Raw genomic sequence first — 24,386 nt, forward strand, 5'->3', positions numbered from 1 at the left:
CGGATGCTGTTGTCTGTTGAAAATCTTCAGGTCCAGTTCGGCCGCCTTCAGGCGCTGGCCGGGGTCAGTTTCTCCGTCAACCGGGGCGAGGTGCTGGGGTTGGTCGGGGAATCCGGGTCGGGGAAATCTCTGTCCGCCATGGCGGTGATGGGTCTGCTGCCGCTGTCCGGTGGCCGGGTGTCGGGGGGGAGCATCCACTTCGACGGCACCGATCTTGGCAGCCTGTCGCCGAAAGCCTACCGGAAGATCCGGGGCGGCAAAGTGGCACTGGTGACCCAGAATCCGATGACCTCGCTGGACCCGGTGGTCCGCGTCGGTCAGCAGATCGATCAGGCGGCGCTGCTGCACCTGCCGGTCGATAGAACTGAAGCCAAAGCCCGCACGCTGGCGCTGATGGACCGTCTGCGGATCCCCAATGCGGAAATGGTCTATACCCTGTATCCGCACCAGCTTTCCGGTGGGCTGCGCCAGCGCATCGTAATTGCCATGGCGCTGGCCGGGGAACCGGATCTGCTGATTGCCGATGAACCGACGACGGCGCTGGATGTGACCGTGCAGGCGCAGATCATCCAGTTGCTGATTGAGCTGGTGCAGGAACGCGATCTCGGGCTGGTGCTGATCACCCACGATATGGGGGTGGTCGCCCGCACCTGCGACCGGGTGGCGGTGATGTACTGTGGCCGGATTGTCGAGACCGGCCCGGTCGAGGCGATTTTTGCCAGCCCGCGCCACCCGTATACCCGGGCGCTGATCGGCTGTATTCCCCGCCATGATATGGCACCGGGGGATCTGGTCGGCATCCCCGGGGTGGTGCCCAGTGTGGCGGCAATGCCGTCGGGCTGCCGGTTCCACCCGCGCTGTGCGCAGGCGGTCAGCCGCTGCTTCACCGAGGTTCCGCCCCTGTCCGCTGCCGGGGACAATCATGCCTCCGCCTGTTTCCTGACCGATCAGCCGGGAGAGGCGTCATGACCACGCCCATTCTGTCCGTTACCGATCTCTGTAAAACCTTCCGCTCGGGCGGCGGGCTGTGGCGGAAGCCGCGCCAGTTCCACGCCGTCAGCAGCGTATCGTTTGATATTCAGGCCGGGGAAACCGTCGGGGTGGTCGGGGAATCCGGCTGCGGCAAGTCGACACTGGCCCGGGTGGTGCTGCGGCTGATGGAGCCGTCGTCCGGAAGCATCCGGTTTGAGGGCGAGGACATCGCCGCCCTGCCGGAAAAGGCCCTGCGGCCGCTGCGCCGCCGGTTTCAGATGGTGTTTCAGGATCCCTATTCCTCGATCAATCCGCGCCTGACCATCCGGGAGGCCCTGCTGGAACCGTTCCGGGTGCAGGGTGTCTCCCTGACCACGGCACAGGAGCAGGACACCGTTGACCGCCTGATGGCGATGGTGTCCCTCAATCCGGTTCTGGCGGAAAGTCATCCGCATCATCTGTCCGGCGGGCAGAAGCAGCGGGTGGGCATTGCCCGGGCGCTGGCCCTGCAACCCTCGCTGCTGGTGCTGGATGAGCCGACGGCCTCGCTGGACGTGTCGGTGCAGGCACAGGTGATCCAGCTTTTGCAGTCGCTGCGGGGCCAGCAGACCCTGACCTACCTGTTCATTTCCCACGATCTGGCGCTGGTCCGGTACTTCTGTGACCGCATCATGGTGATGTATCTGGGCCGGGTGGTGGAGGTGATGCCGAAGGGGGCAACCCCGGCGCATCCCTATACCCGGGCCCTGCTCGAAAGCTCGTTCGAGCCGGACCCGACCCAGCGGCGCAGCATCGTCCGCATCACCGGCGAAATCCCCAGCGGATACGACCTGCCGCCCGGCTGCGCCTTTCAGGCCCGCTGCCCGAAGGCGCAGGACCTGTGCCGACAGACACGCCCTGAACTGGGCAGCGTCGGCACCCGTCATCAGGCCGCCTGTCACTTCCCGGATTCCCCGTTGCCGGACACCCAGACTCCCCGGTCCGGTACGGCCCCCTCTCAGGAGACTCCCCATGCCGTTTAAGGTTCTTTCCGCCGAATTCCTGCATGAAAGCAATACTTTCAGCACCCGTCTGACCGGCCTTGAGCAGTTTGAGAAAGCCGGAGTGTACCGGGGGGAAGAGGCGCTGCGCATTCTGCGGGGCACCAACTCCGGGGCGGCGGGGATGCTGGACTCCCGCGAGGCCTTCGGCTGGAATCTGGTCCACGCGGTCAGCGCCCACGCCGGTCCCAACGGGCCGGTGACGCGGGAGGCGTTTGACGCCTACGCCGGGGAAATCGTCGAGGCGGCCCGGCGGGAGAAGCCTGACGGCATTCTGCTGGCCCTGCACGGGGCGATGGCGACGGTGGACCATGAGGATGGGGAAGGGGAGCTGCTGGAGCGGATCCGCGCTGCCGTTGGCCCGGATGTGCCGATTGCCATCACGCTGGATCTGCACGCCAATGTCAGCACCCGCATGTGTGCGCTGGCCCAGATCATCGTGTCTTACAAGACCTATCCGCATATCGACCTGCGGGAAGCGGCGGCCCATGCCGGGGCGGTTCTTGACCGGACCCTGCGCGGCGAGATCCGCCCCCGCACCCTGCGGGCCTGGCGGCCGATGCTGGAGGAAGTCAACGGCGGGCGCACCGATGTCGGCCCGATGATTGCCCGGCTGGAACAGGCAAAAGCCTACGAACAGCATCCCGATGTGTTTGTGGTCAGCATCAATGCCGGGTTTGCCAGCGGCGACATGTCGGAAGTCGGCCCGACCGTTCTGGTCACCTGTCAGGGCGATCTGGCGACGCATCAGGAGTTTGCCGAAGGCATCGCCGACGATATCTGGAACGGCCGGTTCGCCCCGATCAACACCTACTGGACCGTTGATCAGGCGGCGGAACAGGCCGTGGCCTGGGGCAATCCCGGGAAGCCGCTGATCATTGCCGATTATGCCGATAACCCCGGCGGCGGTGCCTATGGCGATGCCCCGGCCCTGCTGGAAGCCCTGCTGAAAGCCGGGGTGGAAAACGCCTGCTTCGGTCCGCTGGTCGATCCGCAGGCGGCGGAATGGCTGCACGGTCAGGCGGTCGGCTCCACCGTGACGCTGGCCATTGGCGGCAAATGTGATGCCCGCTTCGGCGGCGGCCCGCTGACCGTGACGGGCACCCTGCGCCTGCTGGCTGATGGCAAGTGCGTCGGCGACGGCCCGATGATGGGCGGTATCGCCATGGATTTCGGCCCGGTGGCGGTGCTGCGGGTCGGCGGGGTGGATGTGCTGATCACCAGCGTGGCGATCCAGATGTTCGACCAGCAGCTGTTCCGGTCCTTCGGCATTGATCCGACCCAGAAGCAGGTGGTGGCCCTGAAGTCGATGCAGCATTTCCGCGCTGCCTTTGAGCCGATCGCCGGAAAGGTGATCGTCTGCGACAGCGGCGCGCTGTGCACGCTGGATTATGCCCGTCTGCCCTATGTGCGGGCACCGCGTCCGCTGTTTCCGCTCGACCGTGATCTGGTGCTGCCGGAGCGGGTGCGGCGGCTGGCAGAGGCCGGGGCATGACCCGGCGCGAGTCCGGCGATCAGGCTTTCGATCACGACGGCCTGTACGGGACAGAGCGGGAAATGCCCTATTCGGGCACCCGCAGCTTCCTGCGCCGCCGCTTCAGCCGGGATCTGGACGGGGTGGATTTCGCGGTGCTGGGCGTACCGTTCGATCTCGCCACCTCCGGCCGTTCCGGGGCGCGGATGGGGCCGAATGCCCTGCGCAACGCCAGCAGTCAGGTCGGCTGGGGCGGAGAGGTGTGGCCGTGGGGGCTGGATCCCTTCGCCACGCTGGCGGTGGTTGATTACGGCGACGTCAATTACCACCGGGGCCGGGCCGAACAGATGCTGGAGAACACGGCGGCTGTAGCGGGGCGGATTGTCGCCGCCGGGGCCGGAGTGATCGGGCTGGGTGGGGACCATCTGGTGACCTATCCGCTGCTGAAGGCCCATGCTGAGACGCATGGACCGCTGGCGCTGGTGCACTTTGATGCCCACCGGGATACGGCGGACAGCCCTTACCTCGACCACGGCACCTTTGTGCATCATGCCATGCGTGACGGCCTGATTGATCCGGCGCGGTCGATCCAGATCGGGATCCGCACCCAGTATGACCATACCGACCCGATCACCGTGTTGTATCGCCCGTGGGTCCGCCACAACGGCGTGCAGGCGGTGATTGACGAGATCACCCGCGTGACCGCGGGGGCCCCGGCCTATCTGACATTTGATATCGACAGCATGGACCCGGCCTTTGCCCCCGGCACCGGAACCCCGGTGTCCGACGGTCTGACCCCGGGCGAGGTGTTCGATATCCTGCGCGGCCTGAAAGACAGTCCGGTCCGCTTTGTCGGCATGGATCTGGTGGAGGTCGCCCCGGCCTACGACAGCGCCGAAATCACCGCCCTGCTGGGCGCAACCCTGATTCAGGAGTTCCTGTGCCTGTGTGCCCACCACCGCAAGGGGTAAGCGCCGGGGCCGGATTTGTACGGAGTAAGGTTCCATGACTGCTGTGTTTGATGTGGCGATCGTCGGTGGCGGCATCGCAGGGGCCTCCATGGCCTATCGTCTGGCCCCGCACCGCTCGGTGGTGGTGCTGGAGCGGGAAAGCGCCTTTGGCTATCACTCCACCGGGCGGTCGGCGGCGGAATATTCCCGCCAGTTCCAGAACGAGGTGGTCGGCCTGCTGTGCGATGCCTCATGGGATTTTCTGAACACCCCGCCGGATGGGTTCACCGAAGTGCCGCTGCTGCGCCACCGCGGCACCGTCAACATCGCCCCGGCGGATAAGGCGGAGCTGGTTGAGACCGCCCTGACGGAAACCCGGGTCCATTCCCCGGACTCCCGGCTGCTGACGGTGGAGGAAGCGGTGGCGATGGTGCCGTTCCTGCGGCCGGACTGGCTGGGCGGGGCGCTGTACGATCCCTTAAGCTGGGATATGGAAGTGGAAAGCCTGCTTCAGGGCTTCATCCGCTTTGCCCGCCGGGCCGGGGCGGAGTTCCGGACCGGGCAGGATGTGACGGCGGTGATCCGGGAAAACGGCTGTTACCGGCTGGAAACCCCGGCCGGGCCGGTATTGGCCCGCAAGCTGGTCAATGCCGCCGGGGCGTGGGCCGATCCGCTGGCGGAGCTGGCGGGACTGACCCCGCTGGGGCTGACCCCGATGCGGCGGACCGCGATCACCGTCGATGTTCCGGCTGGCATTGATGTCGGGGCGCTGCCCAGCGTCAACGAACTGGACGAGACTTTCTACTTCAAGCCGGAAGCCGGAAAGCTGATGGTCTCGCCCGCCGATGAACATCCGTCCGCCGCCTGCGATGCCCAGCCGGAGGATCTGGATGTGGCCTATGCCGCCCATTACCTTCAGGAATCGACCACCCTGCCGGTGCAGACCATCAGTCATAAATGGGCCGGTCTGCGCACTTTTGCCCCGGACCGGCGGCAGGTGATCGGATTCAGCCCGCAGGACCCGGATTTCTTCTGGCTGGCCGGGCAGGGTGGCAGCGGTATCCTCACTTCTCCGGCGCTGTCGGCCTGGGCCGCGTCTGAATTCCTGACGGGGGAGCCCCCGGCTGACCTTCTGGCCCTTGGTCTGCCGATGGATGTCTTCCGCCCGGACCGTCTGGCCTGATCCTGCCGCTGCGGCGCGGAAACGCGGAGGGCGTAGCGGCAGGATTGCCTCTCCCGGGGCCAGATGTCTCCCCTGGCACGTGTCCCGGGTATGGCCGGATGGTGTGGCCCCGTGCTTTGGCACGGGGCCTTTTTCTGGATGAAATTTAGACAAAAAATCCAATATTTGACTCTTGATCCAGAATCGGAGTATGCCGGTGTCATGAAGACGATCCTCTCCCGCCTGTTTCCGGTCTGCGATGCCGTGGCCACCCTGTTTCCGGGGCGGCTGGAAGTGGTGCTGCATGATCTGGCCACCGACACCATCGCCCACATTGCCGGGGCATTCTCCAACCGTGTTGCCGGAGATCCATCGCTGCTGGCGGAGGAGGCCCCGCAGATTGATGGGGCCGGGCAGGATGTGATCGGCCCCTATGGCAAACGGCACTGGGACGGGCAGCGGCTGAAGTCGGTGTCGGCCGTGATCCGCGATGACGGCGGGCGGGCTATCGGCCTGCTGTGCATCAATATGAAGACCGGCGAGATCGAGGCGGCGGCTGAGCTGCTGCGGTCGCTGACCGGAGCCTTCGGGGATCCGGCGGCCCAGCCGCTGGTGACGGGGGACTGGCGGGAGGCCGCGCACAGCCTGATTGCCGAGACGCTGGCGGCCCGGGGCCGCAGCTTTGCCGCCGCTGACCGCGCCGACCGGGTGGCGGTGCTGCGGGCGCTGGAGGCGGCGGGGATCCTCCGGATCCGGGGGGCGGCGGACCATGTCGCCCGGATCCTTGGCATTTCGCGGGCCAGCCTGTACGCGGCCCTGAAGCAGGTGCGCGACGGTGGCACCGACGACGACATTACGGAAAGAGGAGGCAGCCATGCGTGATTTCGCGCTGGAAGTGCATTTCAGCCACTGGGAATTCAAGGCCCGGTATCACATGACCGCCTCGGATGCGGAAAGCCTGTCGGTGGCCGATCTGCTGGCGCTGGCCGGGCCGGGGGCGGCAGAGAGCCTGCTTGACGGCTGGCTGGGGTATACCGAACCCAAGGGATCCCCCGATGTGCTGGCGGCGGTGGCGGCCACCTACGATACCCTGTCGCCGTCGCAGATCCTGTGCTTTGCCGGGGCGGAGGAAGGGATTTATGCCGCCATACGGGTGCTGCTGACCCCGCAGGACCATGCCATTGTCGTGGTGCCGAACTATCAGGCTGCGGAAACCCTGCCGCTGGAGATCTGCGCCGTGACCGGGGTGCCGCTGCGGGCTGAAGAGGGCTGGCGGCTGGATCTGGACGCGGTGCGGGCGGCGATCCGCCCCAATACCCGGCTGATGTCGATCAATTTCCCCAATAACCCGACCGGGGCGGTGCCGGACCGGGCCACCTTTGACGCGCTGGTGGACCTGTGCCGCCAGCACGGGATCTGGCTGTTCAGTGACGAGGTTTATCGTCTTCTGGAGCGGGACGAAGCCCGGTGTCTGCCGCAGGTGGCGGATGTGTATGAACGCGGGATTTCGCTGAATGTGATGTCCAAGGCCTATGGCCTGCCGGGGCTGCGCATCGGTTGGCTGGCCTGCCCGGATACGGCACTGCTGGACCGGATCCAGCGGTACAAATACTACCTGTCGATCTGCAATTCCGCCCCGTCAGAGCGGCTGACCGTGCTGGCGCTGGGGGTGCGGGACCGGATCCTGGCCCGCAACCGCGCCCTGATCGCCGATAATCTGGCAGAGCTGGACCGGTTCTTTGCCGATTATCCCGGTCTGTTCGACTGGCGGCACCCCGATGGCGGCTGTATCGGCTATCCGAAGTATCTGGGGCGGGATGGCGTGGAGACCTTCTGTCACGACCTGCTGGAGGAGGAAGGCGTGCTGCTGCTGCCGTCGTCGATCTACCGGTCTGAGCTGATCACCGCCCCGGAAGGGCATTTCCGCATCGGGTTTGGCCGCAAGGGCATCGCCGACGGGCTGACGGCCCTGCGGCGCTTCCTCGACCGCCGGGGCAACAGCGTTACACCGGGATAAGGCCATGCGGATCATCACGGCGGAGGAGATCCGCGCCGTTCTGACCCCGCAGGCGGTGACGGCGGCAGTCCGGACGGCCCTGATCCGTCACCATCAGGGGGGCAGCCAGTGTCCGCCGCCGATGGCGCTGCTGTTTTCCGGGCAGGATGGCCGCCTGACCGGGGATTGCCACGTCAAGGCGGCAGCCTCGGCGGCGGAGCCGGTGTTTGCGGTCAAGGTGGCCGCCGGGTTTTATGACAATCCGCAGCGGGGCCTTGCGGTCAACACCGGGGCGGTTCTGCTGTTCAACAGCACCACCGGCGCACCGGAAGCCCTGATCCGGGACGACGGGCTGCTGACGGCATGGCGGACGGCGGCGGCCGGAGTGATTGCCGCATCCCTGTTGCCGCTGGACGCAGGGATGACGCTCGGCATCATCGGCACCGGGGAACAGGCGGCGTTACAGGCCCGCTGGATCACGGCGCTGACCCCGCTGCGCCGGGTCCTGATCTGGGGCCGGAATCCGCAACGGGCGGAGGCGTTGGCCTGCCGTCTGCGGGCCGGTGGTCTTGACGCCGCCCCGGTGGCGGACCGCACCACCCTTTGCCGGGCGGCCCGGGTGGTGGTCACCTGCACCCCGGCGCAGCAGCCGGTCCTGAGGGCAGATCACCTCAGCGGCCCGCTGCATGTGGTGGCGCTGGGGGCTGACGGTCCCGGCAAGTCGGAACTGGATCCGGCTGTTCTGGCCGGGGCGGCGGCGATCATCGCCGATGATCCCGGCCAGTGTCTGGACCACGGGGATTTTGGCGTTGCGGTGCGGGCCGGGGTGGTTCCGGCTGACGCGGCTGTGCCATTGGGGGCAGTTCTGGCCGGGGAGAGGGCCTTGCCGGACGGGGGGCTGACCGTTGCCGATCTGACCGGCCTTGGCGTGCAGGATCTGGCCATCGCGGCCCTGCTGTGGCGGCGGCTGGCCTGACCCAAAAAAGACGGCCCGCCGTGTGGGGCGGGCCGCAGAGGCTGGCTGGGAGAGGGAACACACAACAGAGGCTGAACAGGAAACGGTCAGAAATTTAACGGAATCACCACCGTTACGTCCGGGCGCGGCGGCGGCATCACATAGACCCGACGCGGCGGCGGCTCGATATACACGTAGCGTTCGCGTTCCAGCACCACATAGGGGCGCGGGCCGTAGGCGGGGGGACCCCGGCGGACATCCCGGCGATCATCCCAGCCCCGGCCATGGCGACCGCGATCATGGTCGGACCAGTCGCGGCCGCGGTCCTGCTTCCATGGCGGATCCGCAAAGGCCGGAGCGGACAGGGTGGTCAGACCCACTGCGGCCAACAGCATGGCCCGCAGGGAGAAACGGGCGAGGGAAGACATGGCGCAAGCCTTTCTGCGACGGAGACCGGGACGGTCAGGCGGGGGCCGGAACAGGCGGCCACCGGGGCCCCTGACCGGACGCCGCGCCGTCCACAGTCTCACTCTGCACGGGGATGATGGCGGCTTATGGGAAGAAACTGCGGCAGAACCGTGATTACTTGCCGGTCAGGGCCCCGATGGCGGCCCCACCCCCGGCCCCGATCAGGGCCCCGGTGACAAGCCCGCCCCCGGCGATGGCAGCGACGGCGGCCCCCCCGGCGGCCCCGATGGCGCCGCCGGACAGGGCGCGCTGCTGGGTGTTGGTCATATTGGCGCAGCCGGACAGGGCAAAGGCCAGTACCAGCGCGGCGGTGACGGAGGTCAGGGGGCGGTTGGTCATGGTCAGATCTCACACTGATAAAGTCAGAACGGATTGGGATAAAGTCAGAACGGGTTGGGGATCACCCCATGCCGTCAGACTACCGCGCCCCCTGCGACAGGGGGGTGAGAACGCTGTGACAGTCCTGTGACCGGCTGGCCTGCTCAGGCCAGCGGCAGGGCGACGGAAACCGCCAGCCCGCCGCCGGGAGCATTCTCCGCCCACGCCCGCCCGCCGAGGGCTTCGGCATTGCGGCGGACGATCCACAGGCCAAGGCCGTAATGGTCCGGCCCGGCCGGATGATCGGGGCGCTGGCTGACATGCCGTTCAAAGATCCGCTCCAGATCGGCCTCCGCCACGCCGGGGCCGTGATCCCGGACGCAGAACACCGCCATCCCCCGGTCCCGCCGCAGGGTCAGCGACAGGGCGGTGCCGGGCGGGGCGAAGTCCAGCGCATTGTCGAGCAGGTTTTCTGCTGTCACCTCCAGCAGGTCGCAGCCGCCGGTGACGGTGATACCGGGGGGGATGGCGCTGTCCAGCCGCAGCGACCGTTCCGCCGCCAGCCGGGTATAGCCCTGTGCCAGATCGGCCAGCAGGGCGGACAGCGCCACCGGCTGGCGGGGAACGTCGATCAGTCCGGCAATCGCCTCATCGGTACGGCGGATTGCCGAGACCAGCGCATCCAGCCGGTTGACTGACTGCCCGATCAGGGACAGGGAGCGCCGGGCGCGGGTATTGTCTGCCGGGATGGCACGCTCCAGCGGCTCGGTGGCCTGCGCGATCACCGCCAGCGGACCTTTCAGGGCATGGGCGTTTTCCTCGGCAGCCTGCCGCAGCAGGGTTTCTGACCGCTTCAGGGTGCTGACCATCGCATCCAGATCGGCGGCGACATCGGTCAGTTCCGCCACCGTGCCGGTTGCGGCAAAGGAAGCCCGGCCATCCCCCCGCATCACCGCCCGGGCGACCGAGCGGAAGCGCCGCAGATCCCGCCACGCATCGGTGAACAGCGACAGCACCAGCACCGCCATCAGCAGATAGACCGATGCCGCCACCCGCAGGTCCGGCGATTGCCAGTAGGGTCGGCCGATCAACTGTTCCGGCAGCGATCCGCTCGGCTGGGCGGTCAGCACCACCCAGCAGCCTGCCGCCGTGCGGCGCGGGGCCAGATAGGTCAGCAGATCCCCCGAAGGGGCTTCGGGGCCGGTGGGCAGATGCAGGGCCAGCGGGGCATTGCCGCTGCACGAAGCATCCAGATGCGACAGCACGCCGTTGGCAACCAGCTGGGCCATGGTCTGGCGGGCCTGCGCGGCGTCGGTTTCCGGGGCGGCGGCGACCAGCAGGAAGCCGCTGGCATCCTGTAGGGTTGCGGGGCGGAACAGCACCTTGACCGCCACCGTGCCTTCGGTCAGGCGGCGCACCACGGCTTCCAGTGCCGGGGCCTCGCGGGGGGAAAACCGGTCGAGCAGCGGGGACAGGGCCTCGCCGACCAGCCGCCCCTGTTCCTGCACCAGTTGCAGCATCAGGGCGGAGCGCTGGCGTTCGGTCTGCTCCAGCTGGCTGTAGAGCATGCCCGGCACCACGGCGAAAATCACCGCCGTCACCGCCAGCTTGACGGCAAAAGAGCGCAGCAGCCGGGGCCGCCGGGGGGAGGTGTCAGCCCCGGTCATCGGCGGACACCTGCCAGACGTAGCCGAAGCCGGGGTAATTGCCGATCTGCTCAAAATCCGGGTCAAGGGCGCGGAACTTCTCGCGGATCCGTTTGATCGCAGCCCGCACATTGGTGCGGTAGCCGGTTTCTCCGGCCCCGGCGTGGAAGCCTTTGCCGCGCCCGGAATCATAGAGGTCGCGGTAGCTGACATCGCGCCCGGCCTTGGCTGCCAGGGCCGCCACCATGGCAAATTCGGTGACGGTCAGGTCCACCGGCTGGCCCCGCCACCGGGCGCGGCGGATCGGGTGGTCCAGCAGCAGGGGGCCGATGCGGGTCTGTTCCGGGGCGGGCGGGCTGTCGCCGGTGGTGCCACGGTCAAGGCACAGCCGGATCCGCCGTTCCAGAATGGTGAAGCTGCGGGATTTTTCGACGAAGTCCACCGCCCCGCCGGTCAGGGCGGCTTCCTCGAAAATCTGGTCACTCAGCACCGTCAGGAAGATCACCGGCAGGGTCAGGGCCTCGGCCCGCATCTGCCGCAGCACCTCAATCCCGTTCTGGCCGGGCATTTTCCAGTCCAGCAGCAGCAGATCGGGGCGGATGCCGTCGCGGATGGCCTGAAAAAACGCCTCTCCCCCGGGCCAGTCCTGCACCCGGTATCCGGCGTCGCTCAGGTTTCCGGCGACGGTTTCGCGGAACAGCGGGTCATCATCGATGATTCCGATCAGGGGAGGAGAGGGCTCAGCCGCCATGGCGCCCCCCGGCCATCTGCAACTGCCGCAGGCAGTCGCCGGGGTCACGGCCACCGGTATCCTGCGTTGCCACCCGGTCGGGGCCACCGCTGACATCGGGGTAGAACACCAGCGTCAGCGTGCAGCCATCCTTGCGGCTGGCATCGCGGTAGGTGCGGGTCACGCCAAGGGACTGCCGGGCTTCGGATGCCGCCGGGCCGATCAGGGCGGTCACGCTGGGCAGGGTCATGCCGGTCAGGTCCGGCGGCGGCGGCGGAACCCCCCGGTCCGGCTTGCCCTGCGGTGCCGGTCTGGCTGTGGTGCCGGGCTTGGGCGTCGGCTTCGGGGCCGGTTTTCCGGCGCTTTTCTCCGGGGCCGGGCGGGCGGGCGGCGGCTCCTGCGCCGGGCCGGAGGAACAGGCCGCCAGCAGGGTGCTGAAGACGACAACCGCACCAAAGGTGCGCAGACGGTGGCTGGCGGGGCGGACGGGCACGGTGGGGAAACCTCCGGAAGGGTCTGGGGCAGGGGCAACAGTCTGGCCGGAGACAGCCGCCCGGACTATGACCGGGATCATAGTCCGGGCGGAGCAATCCGTCAGGCCCGATCAACCCGGAAGGCAAAACAGCCGCGCCGGGCATAGTGGACATGCAGGTACTGTACGGCCGGCTTGGCGAACATCCGGTTGATTTCGGCGGTCAGGTGCTGCCCGTCAACCACCTCGGCGTCCTCAATGTGATCCCGGGCGTCATAGGCCCGGACCGACAGCAGCCGGGGCGGGGCCACCGGCGGCAGGGTGCCGGTGGCATCAAAGCGGGTTTCCGCCGCCTGCCGGACAAACACTGGCCCGCTGGCCCGGTAGGGGGACAGGGCGGGCTGGTGTGGATAGCTCAGCAGCAGCAGGGTCTCGCCGGGGGCGGCATCCCGCAGGCTGACCCGGCAGGGCCAGCCACTGTCTGCCGGTGCGGTGCAGCGGACAATCCCCTGTGCGGCAAGGGCGTCGTCGGTCAGGTCAAACAGGGGCCGGAACGGGGCGGGATCAAGGCCGGTGATGCGGAAAGTCATGGTCGGTCCTGTCGTTTCAGGAAGGGGAAAGCCCCGATCCTGCCGACGGACAGTGACGCCCCCCACCCGAAGCTTGCGATTGGTTCTGATTTTTGGCTTTCTGGGGTCCCGACCCCGCAACAGGACATCCTGACCATGGTTTCGCCGCCCGCACCGGCCCCCGCAGAACAGCAGGCTGACCGCATCGTCATCGAAAAGGCGGCCCGGCGGATGACCCTGCTGCGGGATGGTCAGGTGATCGGCTGCTACCGGGTGTCCACCGGCAGCGGTGGCCCCGGCCCGAAGCGGAAGGAGGGCGACCGTCTGACCCCGGAAGGGACCTATCACATCGCCGGGCGTAATCCACGCAGTGCCTATCACCTGTCGCTGCGCATCAGCTATCCCGATGCCGCTGACCGGGCGGCGGCGGCGGCGCGGGGAGAAAATCCGGGGTGCGATATCATGATCCATGGCCTGCCCAACGGGCGCGGCTGGATCGGCCCGCTGCACCGGCTGCGCAACTGGACGGCGGGTTGTGTCGCCGTCACCGATGCCGAGATCCGCGACATCTGGGCATTGGTGCCTGACGGAACCCCGGTGGAGATCCGCCCCTGACCGTCAGGGCAGGCGGCGGTCCAGCTTGGTTTCCATCACGATGTAGGAAGAGGTGCGGGCCACCCCTTTGATCTGGTTGATCTGGGTCAGGTTGGCATTCAGGGCCTGCAACGTGTCGGTGGAAATGTGGATGATGAAATCCCAGTCCCCCGATACCGCATAGACCGCCTGTACCGCATCCATCTTTTTCAGGGCGGCCATCACATCGGCATAGCTCTTGTTGGTGCAGGCGGTCATGGTCAGGCAGTTGACCGTATTGGTCACCCGGCTGTGGTCGATCCGCACCGTATAGCCGGTGATGACCCCGGCGGACTCCAGCCGGGCAATCCGTTCCTGCACCGCTGACCGCGACACCCCCAGCTTACGGGCGAGGGAGGCGGTCGGTTCCCGCGCGTTCTGTTGCAGCAGGGTCAGCAGCTGGCGGTCTTTCTCCGTCAGTTGCAGGCGCGGGGCGGGTTGGGAATCATCAGCCGGGGGCAGTGTATCAACGGGCATCGGGGGAGTCCTGAGCGGGGTGTTTCAGGCCCGCCGGGCAGAGCGGGTTTCCTGAATGTAGTCCATCAGCTTCAGTCCGGCATAGACGGTCTGTGCCGCCGGGGGGCCGAACGGGCCGCCGTTCCAGTCCAGCCCATAGGGGCTGAACAGGCGGACGCGGTCACTTTCGCCGCACAGGGCTTCCGCCACCACCCGGCCACCGATGGGGGCGGTGTTCATACCATGGCCGCCGAAGGAGGCACAGGACCAGATCCCCGGTTCCAGCTCGCGGATATGCGGCATCTTGTGGCGGGCGTATCCCATCAGGCCGGACCAGGCCTGTTCGATGCGGATGCCCTCCAGCTGCGGGAAGACATCAAGGATATCGCGGGTCAGCATCGCCGACAGCCGGGCCTCGTCCTGCTCATCGCGGGTGGTGATCCGCCCGCCCCACAGCAGGCGGTCGCCGTCCACCACCCGGTAGTAGTCAGATGCCCGCCGGTCATCGCCGACCGCATCGGTGGTGCGCATCACGTCGTGCAGGCGGTCCCCCAGCCGTTCGGTCAGCACCACATAGGTGGCAATCGGCAGGAACGACCGGCGCAGACGCCCGAATTCCGGGCCGCCATAGCCGCCACAGCAGTAGACCACCGCCCCGCAGTCGACGCCGCCCTCGGGGGTGTCCACCTGTAGGGTGGCGCCACTGCGGCGGATGCCGGTCATGGCGGTGCCTTCGTGGATCACGCCGCCCGCCTGTTCGATCAGTCCGGCGAGGCCAAGGCAGAAGTTGAGGGGGTGGAAGTGGAAGCCGTGCGGATCCCGCAGGGCCTGAAAATAGCGCTGGGTCCGCAGCACGTCGCGGACCCGCGCGGTGTCAAGGTAGTCAAACTCAAAGCCGAACTCCGCCGCCACCCGGTCGCGGAAGCGTTGCAGGCCGTCGGCGTTGTCGTAACGCACCACGCTCAGCTTGCCGGTGGTGGGGGCACAGCCGGGCAGGGCATGGCGGCTGATGGTCTCGCGGACGATGTCCACCCCTTCCAGCGACAGGCGGAACAGCGCCTTGGCGGCATCGGTGCCACAGCGTTTTTCAATCGCCCCCAGTCCTTCCGACCAGCCCTGAAGGACAAAGCCGCCGTTGCGGCCCGAGGCCCCCCACGCCACCCGCTGCTGCTCCAGCAGCACCACCGACCGGCCACGCTGCACCAGTTCCCACGCCGTGCTGAGGCCCGCCAGCCCGCCGCCGACGACACAGACATCCGCCGTGCGGCGTCCGCGCAGGGGCGGACGCTCCGGGGCGGTGATACGGGTGGCGGCATAGAAGCTGTTGGGATAGGCGGACATGATGCAGGTATCCAGAGTGAGGGAACCGTCAGGGATCCCCCGCCGGACCGCAGACCGGCCCGGCGGGAGCAGGGAGGATGCAGATCAGCGCAGGGTGGTCAGGTCGTCGCCGTACCACTTCTGGGACAGGGTCTTCAGGGTGCCGTCAGCCTTCATCTGATCGACGATGGCGGTCAGGCGGCTGCCGAAGTCGGCGTCCCCCTTGTCGATGGCGATGGCCAGCGGCTCGTAATAGGCGGGCTTGTCGGCCAGCGCCTTCACCGGGTAGCCGCGCTTGACCGCGCCGGTGATGGTCGGCAGGGCCGAGACCGTGGCATCCAGACGGGTGCCGTTGCCAAGGCGCAGGTCATCCAGCGGCCCCATGCTGTCGCCGTAGGTGCGGACTTCTTTCGGTTTGACATCGACGGTGAAGGGCGGTACGCCGACCGCATCAATCTTCAGGCGGCCGTTGATATAGTCTTCGGTGGTGGTTCCGGCCTCGACCCCGATCACCTTGCCGTTCAGGTCGGCGCGGCTGGCGGCGGGGGAAGACTGGTGCACGGCGAAAACATAGGGGGTGTAGTAATACACCGCCGGGAAGTCGAGGATGCGGGTGCGTTCGGTGGTCGGGGTCATCGACCCGACGGAGATATCCCAGCGGCCCGACCAGCGCCCGGCGGTGATGATACCCCATTCCGGAGTGACAAACTTGGCTTCGGCCCCCAGACGTTTGGCGATTTCCTTCGCCACGTCGACGTCGAAGCCCTGCAGGGTGTTATCGGGGCCGACGAAGGACTGCGGCGGCCAGTTGGCGGCGGTGGCGACCGTCATGGTCTTGGACTGGGTGATGCGGTTCAGCACCTCTCCGGCGTGGGCGGTTCCGGCGGCAAGCAGACCGGCGAGGGCGGCGGCAAAGGCAAGGCGTTTCATCGGATAAACCTCCTGTTGGGGTGATTTTTTGTGTGTTTTGGCAGGCCTGCGGGCGCAGGCGGGCAGGGCCGCCGGTCCGGAGACCGGCGGGAGGAACTTTGGCAGGGTGATCCGGGATCAGTGGCTGAGGATCTGGGACAGGAATTCCCGGGCCCGGGGATGCTGCGGCGCATCGAAGAATTGCCCCGGTGGCCCCTGTTCAACAATCTGGCCGTGATCCATGAAGATCACCCGGTCAGCAACCCGGCGGGCAAAGCCCATTTCGTGGGTGACGCACAGCATGGTGATGCCATCCCCGGCCAGTTCGCCCATCACTTCCAGCACTTCCTTGACCATTTCCGGGTCAAGGGCTGAGGTCGGTTCGTCAAACAGCAGGATCCGCGGACGCATGCACAGGGCGCGGGCAATCGCCACCCGCTGCTGCTGTCCGCCGGAAAGCTGATCGGGGTATTTGTCGGCCTGTGCCCCGATGTGGACCCGGTTGAGATAGGCCAGTGCGGTGGCGCGGGCCTCCTGCTCCGGGGTTTTATGGACCAGTCGCGGTGCCAGCATCAGGTTTTCCAGCACCGTCAGATGCGGGAACAGGTTGAACTGCTGGAACACCATGCCGACACTGCGGCGGATGGCCGCCACGGCGGCGGGCTCCCGGGTCAGGGGCTGGCCGTCAATCACCACCCGGCCTTCCTGAAAATCTTCCAGCAGGTTCAGGCAGCGGATGAAGGTGGATTTTCCGGATCCGGACGGGCCGCAGATCACCACGGTTTCGCCGACAGCGACATCAAGATCGATGCCTTTCAGGGCGTGGAACGGGCCGTACCATTTTTTCAGGTCCTGCACCGAAACGATGGGCCCGGTGGTGAGTGGCCCGGGGGAGAGCAGGGCGGTGGAGGGCTGGGCAGTGGGGGAGATCATGGCGGGGCCTCCGGTCAGCGGTGGGCGCGGTTGAACCGCTTTTCCAGATGGGCCTGCACCCGTTCCAGCACAAAGGACAGGGCCCAGTAGAGGACGGCGGCGGTGATCAGCATTTCCAGATGCCGGAATTCGGCCCGGCCCTGCGTGCGGGCCAGAAACATCAGTTCCCACACCCCGATCACCGACACCAGCGAGCTGTCCTTCAGCATGGCTATGAACTGGTTGCCGGTCGGCGGAATGATCAGGCGCATCGACTGCGGCAGGATGATGCGGGACAGGGTGTGCCACGGGGTCAGGCCCAGCGCCCGGCTGGCCTCCCACTGGCCCTTGGGGATGCTCATGATCCCGGCGCGGAAGATTTCGGTCATATAGGCGCCGTAGCACAGCGACAGGGCCATCACCCCGGCGGGGATGGCATCGACGACATAGCCAAGCTGCGGAATACCAAGATAGATCAGGTAGATCTGGATCAGCAGCGGCACCCCCCGGAAGAAGGAGGTGTAGAACGAGGCGACCGCCACGGCAAAACCGTTGCCGGACAGTTTGGCGGTTGATCCCAGCAGGGCGAACACGAAGGCAAAGGCGATGGAGATCGCCGACACATAGACGGTGGTCAGCACCCCCTGTGTGATCATGAAGCCGACCTTGGTGCCGATGAAACTGTAGGACAGATCAAAGCTGTCGAAGAACACCAGAAACAGCAGCAGGAGTTCCGTCCACACGGCGATGACCTGCCCGCGCAGCGGCAGCTTGCCGATCAGGTGGATATTGGCGGTAAAGGCCAGTGCCAGGGTCAGGGCAACGGCCACGGTGCGCAGGGCCGGGGCCGACAGGCTGTTGACCACCGGGGCCAGCAGGCCGCCAAGGCCGGATTGACCGGCACCGGACAGACAGGCGGCGGCGAAGACCACGGCGGCGGTTCCGCCGAGAAATGCCGGGCTGTCCGTCATCCGGGGCCGGATTACGTTGTCTTGATACATAAGGGGGTGTCCCATGACTGCGAAGCCGGACCCGTCGGTTATCTGGGGAGGACGGGTTTTGTTGTTACAATGATCTTGCGGGAGCAGGCCGCCGGGAAGAACCCGGCGTTCTGATGAAAATTTCCGGAAAAACCCGTCGTATTTTGAATAAACCCTGCGATCTGCTTTTCCGGACGGCGTTTTGCAGGCAAAGCGCCGGGTTATTCCGGTCAGGCACCCGGCCTGCGGGAAAGACTGTTCTTTTGGGCAGGAATCGGAAACGATCCGGGGAGCGTTTCTGACTCCCCCAACAAAAACAGCGAGTTCCCATCATGTCCGTTCTGACCACTCTGTTGACCCTGCTGGCCGCCCTGACCGCCGGAGCGATTGTGCCGCTTCAGGGCGGGGCCAATGCCGCGCTGGGCCGGGCGCTGGGCCATCCCCTGCTGGCCACCACCGCTTCTCTGACTGTCAGTCTGCTGGTGATGATTCCGTTGCTGCTGGTGCTGCGGGTGCCGTTCCCGGCCTTTGGGGCGGCGCTGGCCGGGCCGTGGTGGCTGTGGACCGGCGGTCTGGCCGGGGTGTTTTACCTGACGGCGGCGCTGACCCTGTCGCCGGTGATGGGGGCCAGCATGTTCATGGCGGCGGTGATTGCCGGGCAGATGGTGCTGTCGCTGCTGATGGATCAGTACGGCTGGATGGGCTTTCCGCTGCGCCCGGTCAGCGGCCTGCGGCTGCTGGCGGTCGGGCTGGTGATTGCCGGGGTGGTGGTGCTGTATATCGCCAACACCACCGAGACCTGAGAGTCCGGTTATCCGAGGATCAGGCGTGGACCGCACTGCCGGATCATTTCTGCCGCATCGGGGGAGACCCCGGTGTCGGCGGTGACGATGTCAAACTGATCCAGCGGCGTGAAGTAGAACGGCTTTACGGCGTCAATCTTGGTGGCGTCCACCACCAGCACCTTGGTCAGGGCATTGGCCATGGCGGTCTGCTTGATCGCCACTTCATGGCTGTTGGAGCAACTGACCCCCCGGGTGCCATGGACTCCCCCGGCGGAAATGAAGGCCTTGTCGATCCGCAAGCCTTCCAGCTGGGTCAGTCCGGCGGCCCCGGAGAAGGAAGCCGAGGACGGATGATAGACCCCGCCGAGCAGGATCACCTGCAATCCCGGCCTGCGGCAGACGATTTCCGCCACGTTGATGGCGTAACAGATCACCGTCAGCCGGATGTCATCGGGCAGGGCGGCGGCCAGATGCGGGATGGTGGTGCCGCAGTCCAGAAAAATGGTCTCATGCGGCTGGATCAGGGCGGCGGCGGCCTGACTGGCGGCGCGTTTGGCCTCGGTATGGCTCGACTGTTCCTGATCGAACACATAGCCCTTGGCTGCTGAGGCGGCCGGAGGGGTGACGATATAGCCGCCCAGATAGGTCAGGCAGCCGTCACAGGCGGCGATATCCCGCCGGACCGTCATTTCCGAGACCCCCAGCATTTCGGCGGCATCTTTCAGCCGCAGGACGTCGCGGGCCTCCAGGGCGTCGCGCAGACGGTCGATTCGCTGCTGCCGTTTCGCTGACATGGCACATCCCTCTGTTCTGACTCTGGTGTTTTTTGCCGTGCTGCACTGCCGGAGCGGGAGCCGGATTTTTGTTATAATGATTACACGAGATCACAGTTTAGCCCGTCAGAGCCTTGCGTTTCTATGGTTCATCGGGCGCATATTGCGTTGCAATATAAAGCTTAAGCGATTTTTGCCGTTGACGCTCATGAAGTTCGTGTGGAACGATCCTACCACAAAATGTTAAGATGTTAACATTGATGATGCGCCCCCGCCGTACTGAGCCGCCGAACTGACAGGCTCCGGCCCCCCGGGCGCCACGGAGTATCATGGGATGACTTTTCCTGCCCCCAACACCGCTGATCTGACCGGCCCGCTGCTGGCTTCGGTGATTGATCACACCCTGCTGAAGCCCGAGGCCACCCCGGGCGATATCGCCCGCCTGTGTGAGGAGGCGGTGCGTCATCAGTTCAAGGCAGTGTGTGTCAACGCCCTGTACCTTCCGGAGGTCGCCCGCCGTCTGGCCGGCAGCGCGGTGGCCGCCTGCGCCGTGATCGGCTTCCCGCTGGGGGCGATGCCGACCGAGGTCAAGGTGGCGGAAACCCGCTGGGTGGTGGCCCATGGTGCGCAGGAAGTGGACATGGTGATCCCGGTCGGCCTGCTGAAGGCCGGGCAGCTGGATGCGGTGCGGGCCGATATCGCGGCGGTCAAGGCTGCCTGCGGCGATGCCCTGCTGAAGGTGATCATCGAGGCCTGCCTGCTGACCGACGCCGAGAAGGTGGCGGCCTGCCGCCTGAGTGCCGAGGCCGGGGCCGATTACGTCAAGACCTCAACGGGTTTTTCCAGCGGCGGGGCCACCGTGGCCGACGTCGCACTGATGCGGCAGACCGTGGGGGATGCGCTGGGGGTCAAGGCCTCCGGCGGGATCCGTACCCGCGAAACGGCCCTGGAAATGGTGGAGGCCGGTGCGTCGCGCATCGGGGCCAGCGCCGGGGTTTCGTTCCTCTGATCCGTTCCCGCCGGGAAGATCCTTCCCGGCCCATCAACAACCGCCTGCATCAATGCAGGGGCCTCTCTCGCCGGTCCGTCCGGGCCGGATCTCAGGTACCAGAGAAACCGGGAAACACGTCCTCAGGAGTTATCCACCATGAAAAAGTTCCTGTCCTCCCTGCTGGTTGCCGGTGCGCTGGCCATCAGCCCGGCTCTGGCGTCGGAGCCGGTGCCGACCCCGGACAACATCCAGACCTTCACCGCCAAGACCACCGGCAAGACCTACAGCATCGCCACCGTCGTCAAGGTGGACGGGATTGCGTGGTTTGACCGTATGCGCGACGGCGTGAAGCAGTTTGGCGCCGATACCAAGCATGACACCTGGATGGTCGGCCCCAGTCAGGCCGACGCCGCCGCGCAGGTGCAGCTGATCGAAAACCTGATCGCACAGGGCGTGGACGCCATCTGCATCGTGCCGTTCTCGGTGGAAGCGGTGGAACCGGTGCTGAAGAAGGCGCGTGACCGTGGCATCGTCGTGATCGCCCATGAAGCGTCGAACATCAAGAATGCCGACTACATTCTGGAAGCCTTCGACAACAAGGCTTACGGCGCCAAGCTGATGGAAGTTCTGGGCGGTTATATGGGCGGTGAAGGCAAGTATGTCGCCACCGTCGGCAGTCTGACCTCCAAGTCGCAGAACGAATGGATCGACGGTGCCGTTGCCTACCAGAAGGAACACTTCCCGAAGATGCAGCTGGTCACCAACCGGCTGGAAACCTATGACGATGCCAACACCGACTACAACAAGCTGAAGGAAGTGCTGACCACCTATCCCGATATCAAGGGGATTGTCGGGGGTCCGATGCCGACCTCTGCCGGGGCCGGTCGCCTGATTTCCGAACGTAACCTGAACGGCAAGCTGTTCTTCGCCGGGACCGGTCTGGTGTCGGTGGCCGGGGAATACCTGACCAAGGGCAACATCCAGTACATCCAGTTCTGGGATCCGGCGGTGGCCGGTTATGCCATGAACATTCTGGCGGTGAAGGCGCTGACCGGTAAGGGCGGCGACATTAAGGCCGGTCTGGATCTGCGTCTGCCGGGCTACAACAACCTGTCCACTCCGGCCGGTGCCACGGGCAATCTGGTTTATGGTCAGGGCTGGGTCGGTGTGACCAAGGAAAACATGGGTAAGTATAACTTCTGATCCCTGTCCGCAGCCGTTCCCGGGCCGCTTGTCCCGGCCGGGGAACGGTGACGCGCCAAGGTACTGCGGGGCAGGGCGAAAGCCGCTGCCCCGTTGCCGCCGGAAGGGTCTCCGTCAGGGGATCCGGTCCGGGCAGGCCCACAGAAAAGACCCCAAGTGGCGGAACCGGTCATGTCGGACATCTTCTTAGACCTGCGCAATATCCGGAAAGAATTTTCCGGCGTTGTCGCCCTCGATAATCTTTCCCTGACCATCCGGACCGGGGAAATCCACTGTCTGGCCGGGGAAAACGGCTCCGGGAAATCCACCGTCATCAAGGTGATTTCCGGGGTGTACCAGCCCGATGGCGGCGAGATTTACCTGAACGGCAAGCCGTGCCAGAAACTGACCCCGATCAGCGCCATCGCGCAGGGGGTACAGGTGATCTATCAGGATTTCTCGCTGTTCGGGAACCTGACGGTCGCCGAGAATCTGGCGATGAACGTGCATCTCGGCAACCGCCGCCACCTGATGAACTGGCGCGAGACCCGCGCCATCGCCGAGGAGGCGGTCAAGCGGCTGGGGGTCGATCTGGATCTGGACGCTGAAGTGGCCAGCCTGCCGACGGCGGGTAAGCAGCTGGTGGCGATTGCCCGGGCCCTGATGTCCGACGCCCGCCTGATCATCATGGATGAACCGACCACCGCCCTGACCCGCAAGGAGGTGGAAACCCTGTTCCGCATCGTGCGGGATATTCAGGCCCGGGGCATCGCCATCCTGTTCGTCAGCCACAAGATGCGCGAGATGCTGGAAATCAGCGAACGCCTGACCGTGGTGCGCAACGGCAGGAAGGTCGCCGAAGGCCCGATCTCTGAATTCGACGAGCCGACCATCACCCGCCATATGACCGGCACCGACATCCGCCATCAGCCCTATGTCTGGACCCCGCCCGCCGGAACGGTTCCGGCCCCGCGGCTGGAAATGCGCAATGTCAGCCTGCCCGGTGTCCTGCAGGACCTGAGCCTGAGCATCCGTCCCGGCGAGATTGTCGGCCTGTCCGGTCTGCTCGGCTCCGGCCGGACCGAAGCGGCGCTGACCCTGTTTGGCATGAAACCGGGTTATGGCGGCGAGATTCTGGTGGATGGCAAGCCGGTGCGCCTGCGCAGCGTGCATGACGCCATCGAGGCCGGGATTGCCTATGTGCCGGAAGACCGCCTGAGCGAAGGGCTGTTCCTGCCGCAGAGCATCAACCGCAACATGCTGGCCACCTGTTATGAACGGCTGGCCCCGCGCTGGGTGATCAACCGCCGCAAGGCGGAGGAACTGACCGGCGGCATGTTCCGGGCCATGCAGATTGCCGCCCGCTCCGGCGAGCAGGCGGTCAACCAGCTCTCCGGCGGCAACCAGCAGCGGGTGGTGATCGGTCGCTGGCTGCTGACCGATGCCCGGATCCTGATCCTGAACGGCCCGACTGTCGGCGTTGACGTTGGGTCGAAGGCGGAAATCCATCACAAGATCCGCGATCTGGCCGTGCAGCACGGGCTGGCGGTGCTGATGATCTCCGATGATGTGCCCGAACTGGTGCAGAACTGTAACCGTATCGTCCTGATGCATCGCGGCCGGTTTGTCGAGGAGGTGGAGAGTGCCACCACCTCGGAAGACCGGATCGGCGAAACGCTCAAGACTTTTACCTGAGGAGGGGAACGATGGCCTGGTTCCGCCGTTCGGAAGTGGTCATCGCGGGCATCCTTATGCTCGCCATGATCCTCATCGGTCTGATCAATCCGGCGTTCTGGGGGCTGGATAACCTGTTCAGTCTCCTGCGCTCCAACGTCATCATCGGCATTATGGCGCTGGGCGTCCTGCTGGTGATGATTTCCGGGGGCATTGATGTCTCCTTTCCCGCCTTTGCCGTGGCGGCGATGTATCTGACCGTCAAGGCGATGATCGCGCTGGGCATGGATGGTGTCGCCCTGCCGATGGCAATGGCCACCCTGATGGGCATGGCCTTCGGCTGCGTCAACGCCGTGTTTGTCCATAATTTCCGGATGATTCCGCTGATCGTCACGCTGGGCACGTCCGGCATGGTGCGTGGCTTCCTGCTGGGGGTGGTCGGCACCAGCATGATCAACATCAACGCCATGCCGCAGTCGCTGCTGGAATTTGCCAAGACTGACATCATCAGCCTGAGCAAGCCGGACGGCACCACCTATGGCCTGACGGCGATGGTGCTGGTTTATGGCGGGCTGGCCCTGCTGATGCATCTGGTGCTGCGCTACACCATGATCGGGCGCAGCGTCTATGCCTACGGCGGTGATGCCGAGGCAGCCCGCCGCGCCGGGTTCAATCCGGCCAAGACGGTGTTCTTCGTTTATGCCGTCGCCGGGGCGCTGGCCGGGTTTGCCGGTCTGCTGCACAGCGGCATGATCTGGCTGGCCAATCCGCGTGACTTCGTCGGGCTGGAGCTGGACGTGATCGCCGCCGTGGTGCTGGGCGGGGCGTCGATCTTCGGTGGCCGGGGATCGGTGCTGGGGACCATGCTGGGGGTGTTCATGCTGGTGATGGTCAAGAACAGCCTGATCATCATGAAGGTCGATACCACATGGCAGCGTGTGGCCGTCGGCATCATCATCATCATTGCCACCGCCCTGACGGCGTGGCGTGACCGCCGCCGTCAGGCGTGAGGGAGGCCG

Annotated in this window: 26 protein-coding genes; 14 read left to right on the plus strand and 12 right to left on the minus strand. The window is 66.1% G+C overall.

The genetic code is table 11. The features are described 5' to 3' along the window. Positions 1-3 precede the first annotated feature (3 nt). The 8 genes from FHS48_RS16180 (at position 4) to FHS48_RS16215 (ending at position 8,570) form a co-directional block, all read left to right on the plus strand. Positions 4-969 (plus strand): ABC transporter ATP-binding protein, encoded by a 966-nt coding sequence (locus FHS48_RS16180; protein WP_184264928.1) that lies wholly within the window; start codon positions 4-6, stop codon positions 967-969. Beyond that, positions 966-1,994 (plus strand): ABC transporter ATP-binding protein, encoded by a 1,029-nt coding sequence (locus FHS48_RS16185; RefSeq protein ID WP_184264930.1) that lies wholly within the window; start codon positions 966-968, stop codon positions 1,992-1,994. The genes FHS48_RS16180 and FHS48_RS16185 overlap by 4 nt, the downstream gene beginning before the upstream one ends. Continuing rightward, entirely contained in the window at positions 1,984-3,507 is a 1,524-nt protein-coding gene (locus FHS48_RS16190; RefSeq protein ID WP_184264932.1) for a M81 family metallopeptidase, read from the plus strand. Before FHS48_RS16185 ends, FHS48_RS16190 begins: the two co-directional genes overlap by 11 nt. After that, on the plus strand, positions 3,504-4,457 hold the full coding sequence (speB, locus tag FHS48_RS16195; RefSeq protein WP_184264934.1) for an agmatinase: 954 nt from the start codon (positions 3,504-3,506) through the stop codon (positions 4,455-4,457). Before FHS48_RS16190 ends, speB begins: the two co-directional genes overlap by 4 nt. Before the next feature lie 34 nt (positions 4,458-4,491). Beyond that, a complete protein-coding gene (locus FHS48_RS16200) occupies positions 4,492-5,619 on the plus strand; it encodes an NAD(P)/FAD-dependent oxidoreductase (RefSeq protein ID WP_184264936.1) in 1,128 nt (375 codons plus the stop codon). 201 nt (positions 5,620-5,820) lie between these two features. After that, positions 5,821-6,480: a helix-turn-helix transcriptional regulator gene (locus FHS48_RS16205; protein ID WP_184264938.1), complete on the plus strand. Its 660-nt coding sequence runs from the start codon at positions 5,821-5,823 to the stop codon at positions 6,478-6,480. Next, the gene (locus FHS48_RS16210; protein ID WP_184264940.1) at positions 6,473-7,615 is read left to right on the plus strand and encodes an aminotransferase class I/II-fold pyridoxal phosphate-dependent enzyme; all 1,143 of its coding nucleotides are present in this window, start codon (positions 6,473-6,475) and stop codon (positions 7,613-7,615) included. Before FHS48_RS16205 ends, FHS48_RS16210 begins: the two co-directional genes overlap by 8 nt. Before the next feature lie 4 nt (positions 7,616-7,619). Next, a complete protein-coding gene (locus FHS48_RS16215; protein ID WP_184264942.1) occupies positions 7,620-8,570 on the plus strand; it encodes an ornithine cyclodeaminase family protein in 951 nt (316 codons plus the stop codon). A gap of 86 nt (positions 8,571-8,656) precedes the next feature. Here FHS48_RS16215 and FHS48_RS16220 read toward each other — a convergent pair whose 3' ends face one another. From FHS48_RS16220 to FHS48_RS16245, 6 genes are all read right to left on the minus strand, one after another. Further along, positions 8,657-8,977: a hypothetical protein gene (locus FHS48_RS16220; protein WP_184264944.1), complete on the minus strand. Its 321-nt coding sequence runs from the start codon at positions 8,975-8,977 to the stop codon at positions 8,657-8,659. A 154-nt stretch (positions 8,978-9,131) separates the two neighbouring features. Further along, complete coding sequence (locus FHS48_RS16225) at positions 9,132-9,356, minus strand: hypothetical protein (protein ID WP_184264946.1); 225 nt, start codon at positions 9,354-9,356, stop codon at positions 9,132-9,134. 143 nt (positions 9,357-9,499) lie between these two features. Further along, the gene (locus FHS48_RS16230; RefSeq protein ID WP_184264948.1) at positions 9,500-11,002 is read right to left on the minus strand and encodes a sensor histidine kinase; all 1,503 of its coding nucleotides are present in this window, start codon (positions 11,000-11,002) and stop codon (positions 9,500-9,502) included. Continuing rightward, positions 10,989-11,732 (minus strand): response regulator transcription factor, encoded by a 744-nt coding sequence (locus FHS48_RS16235; protein WP_184264950.1) that lies wholly within the window; start codon positions 11,730-11,732, stop codon positions 10,989-10,991. Before FHS48_RS16235 ends, FHS48_RS16230 begins: the two co-directional genes overlap by 14 nt. Then, the gene (locus tag FHS48_RS16240) at positions 11,722-12,204 is read right to left on the minus strand and encodes a hypothetical protein (RefSeq protein ID WP_184264952.1); all 483 of its coding nucleotides are present in this window, start codon (positions 12,202-12,204) and stop codon (positions 11,722-11,724) included. The genes FHS48_RS16235 and FHS48_RS16240 overlap by 11 nt, the downstream gene beginning before the upstream one ends. Positions 12,205-12,305: 101 nt before the next feature. After that, positions 12,306-12,773 carry a DUF1203 domain-containing protein gene (locus tag FHS48_RS16245; protein ID WP_184264954.1) on the minus strand — a complete coding sequence of 156 codons (468 nt, stop codon included), beginning with the start codon at positions 12,771-12,773 and terminating at the stop codon, positions 12,306-12,308. Between the two features lie 135 nt (positions 12,774-12,908). Here FHS48_RS16245 and FHS48_RS16250 point away from each other — a divergent pair, with 135 nt between their 5' ends. Further along, the gene (locus tag FHS48_RS16250; protein WP_184264956.1) at positions 12,909-13,367 is read left to right on the plus strand and encodes a L,D-transpeptidase family protein; all 459 of its coding nucleotides are present in this window, start codon (positions 12,909-12,911) and stop codon (positions 13,365-13,367) included. Between the two features lie 3 nt (positions 13,368-13,370). Here the strand turns inward: FHS48_RS16250 and FHS48_RS16255 are convergent, their stop codons facing one another. The 5 genes from FHS48_RS16255 to FHS48_RS16275 form a co-directional block, all read right to left on the minus strand. After that, positions 13,371-13,862 (minus strand): Lrp/AsnC family transcriptional regulator, encoded by a 492-nt coding sequence (locus tag FHS48_RS16255; protein WP_184264958.1) that lies wholly within the window; start codon positions 13,860-13,862, stop codon positions 13,371-13,373. Positions 13,863-13,886: 24 nt separating this feature from the next. Beyond that, entirely contained in the window at positions 13,887-15,182 is a 1,296-nt protein-coding gene (locus FHS48_RS16260; RefSeq protein ID WP_184264960.1) for an NAD(P)/FAD-dependent oxidoreductase, read from the minus strand. A gap of 84 nt (positions 15,183-15,266) precedes the next feature. After that, the gene (locus tag FHS48_RS16265) at positions 15,267-16,091 is read right to left on the minus strand and encodes a transporter substrate-binding domain-containing protein (RefSeq protein ID WP_184264963.1); all 825 of its coding nucleotides are present in this window, start codon (positions 16,089-16,091) and stop codon (positions 15,267-15,269) included. A gap of 117 nt (positions 16,092-16,208) precedes the next feature. Next, positions 16,209-17,003, minus strand: coding sequence for an amino acid ABC transporter ATP-binding protein (locus FHS48_RS16270; RefSeq protein WP_184264965.1), 795 nt, complete (start codon positions 17,001-17,003; stop codon positions 16,209-16,211). A gap of 14 nt (positions 17,004-17,017) precedes the next feature. Further along, the gene (locus FHS48_RS16275) at positions 17,018-17,983 is read right to left on the minus strand and encodes an amino acid ABC transporter permease (protein ID WP_184264967.1); all 966 of its coding nucleotides are present in this window, start codon (positions 17,981-17,983) and stop codon (positions 17,018-17,020) included. A 311-nt stretch (positions 17,984-18,294) separates the two neighbouring features. On the opposite strand from FHS48_RS16275, the gene FHS48_RS16280 reads away from it, so the two are divergent. After that, a complete protein-coding gene (locus FHS48_RS16280; protein ID WP_184264969.1) occupies positions 18,295-18,765 on the plus strand; it encodes a DMT family transporter in 471 nt (156 codons plus the stop codon). Between the two features lie 8 nt (positions 18,766-18,773). On the opposite strand, the gene FHS48_RS16285 is transcribed toward FHS48_RS16280, so the two are convergent. Next, on the minus strand, positions 18,774-19,541 hold the full coding sequence (locus tag FHS48_RS16285) for a DeoR/GlpR family DNA-binding transcription regulator (RefSeq protein ID WP_184264971.1): 768 nt from the start codon (positions 19,539-19,541) through the stop codon (positions 18,774-18,776). 313 nt (positions 19,542-19,854) lie between these two features. On the opposite strand from FHS48_RS16285, the gene deoC reads away from it, so the two are divergent. From deoC to FHS48_RS16305, 4 genes are all read left to right on the plus strand, one after another. Further along, positions 19,855-20,529, plus strand: a complete 675-nt coding sequence (gene deoC / locus FHS48_RS16290; protein WP_184264973.1) for a deoxyribose-phosphate aldolase — start codon at positions 19,855-19,857, stop codon at positions 20,527-20,529. 138 nt (positions 20,530-20,667) lie between these two features. Further along, a complete protein-coding gene (locus FHS48_RS16295) occupies positions 20,668-21,714 on the plus strand; it encodes an autoinducer 2 ABC transporter substrate-binding protein (protein ID WP_184264974.1) in 1,047 nt (348 codons plus the stop codon). Between the two features lie 171 nt (positions 21,715-21,885). Then, complete coding sequence (locus FHS48_RS16300; RefSeq protein WP_184264975.1) at positions 21,886-23,388, plus strand: sugar ABC transporter ATP-binding protein; 1,503 nt, start codon at positions 21,886-21,888, stop codon at positions 23,386-23,388. A gap of 11 nt (positions 23,389-23,399) precedes the next feature. After that, the gene (locus tag FHS48_RS16305; RefSeq protein WP_184264976.1) at positions 23,400-24,377 is read left to right on the plus strand and encodes an ABC transporter permease; all 978 of its coding nucleotides are present in this window, start codon (positions 23,400-23,402) and stop codon (positions 24,375-24,377) included. Positions 24,378-24,386 lie beyond the last annotated feature (9 nt).

Origin of the sequence: Novispirillum itersonii (assembly GCF_014205675.1) — a bacterium.
GTDB classification, from domain to species: Bacteria; Pseudomonadota; Alphaproteobacteria; order Rhodospirillales; family Rhodospirillaceae; genus Novispirillum; species Novispirillum itersonii_A.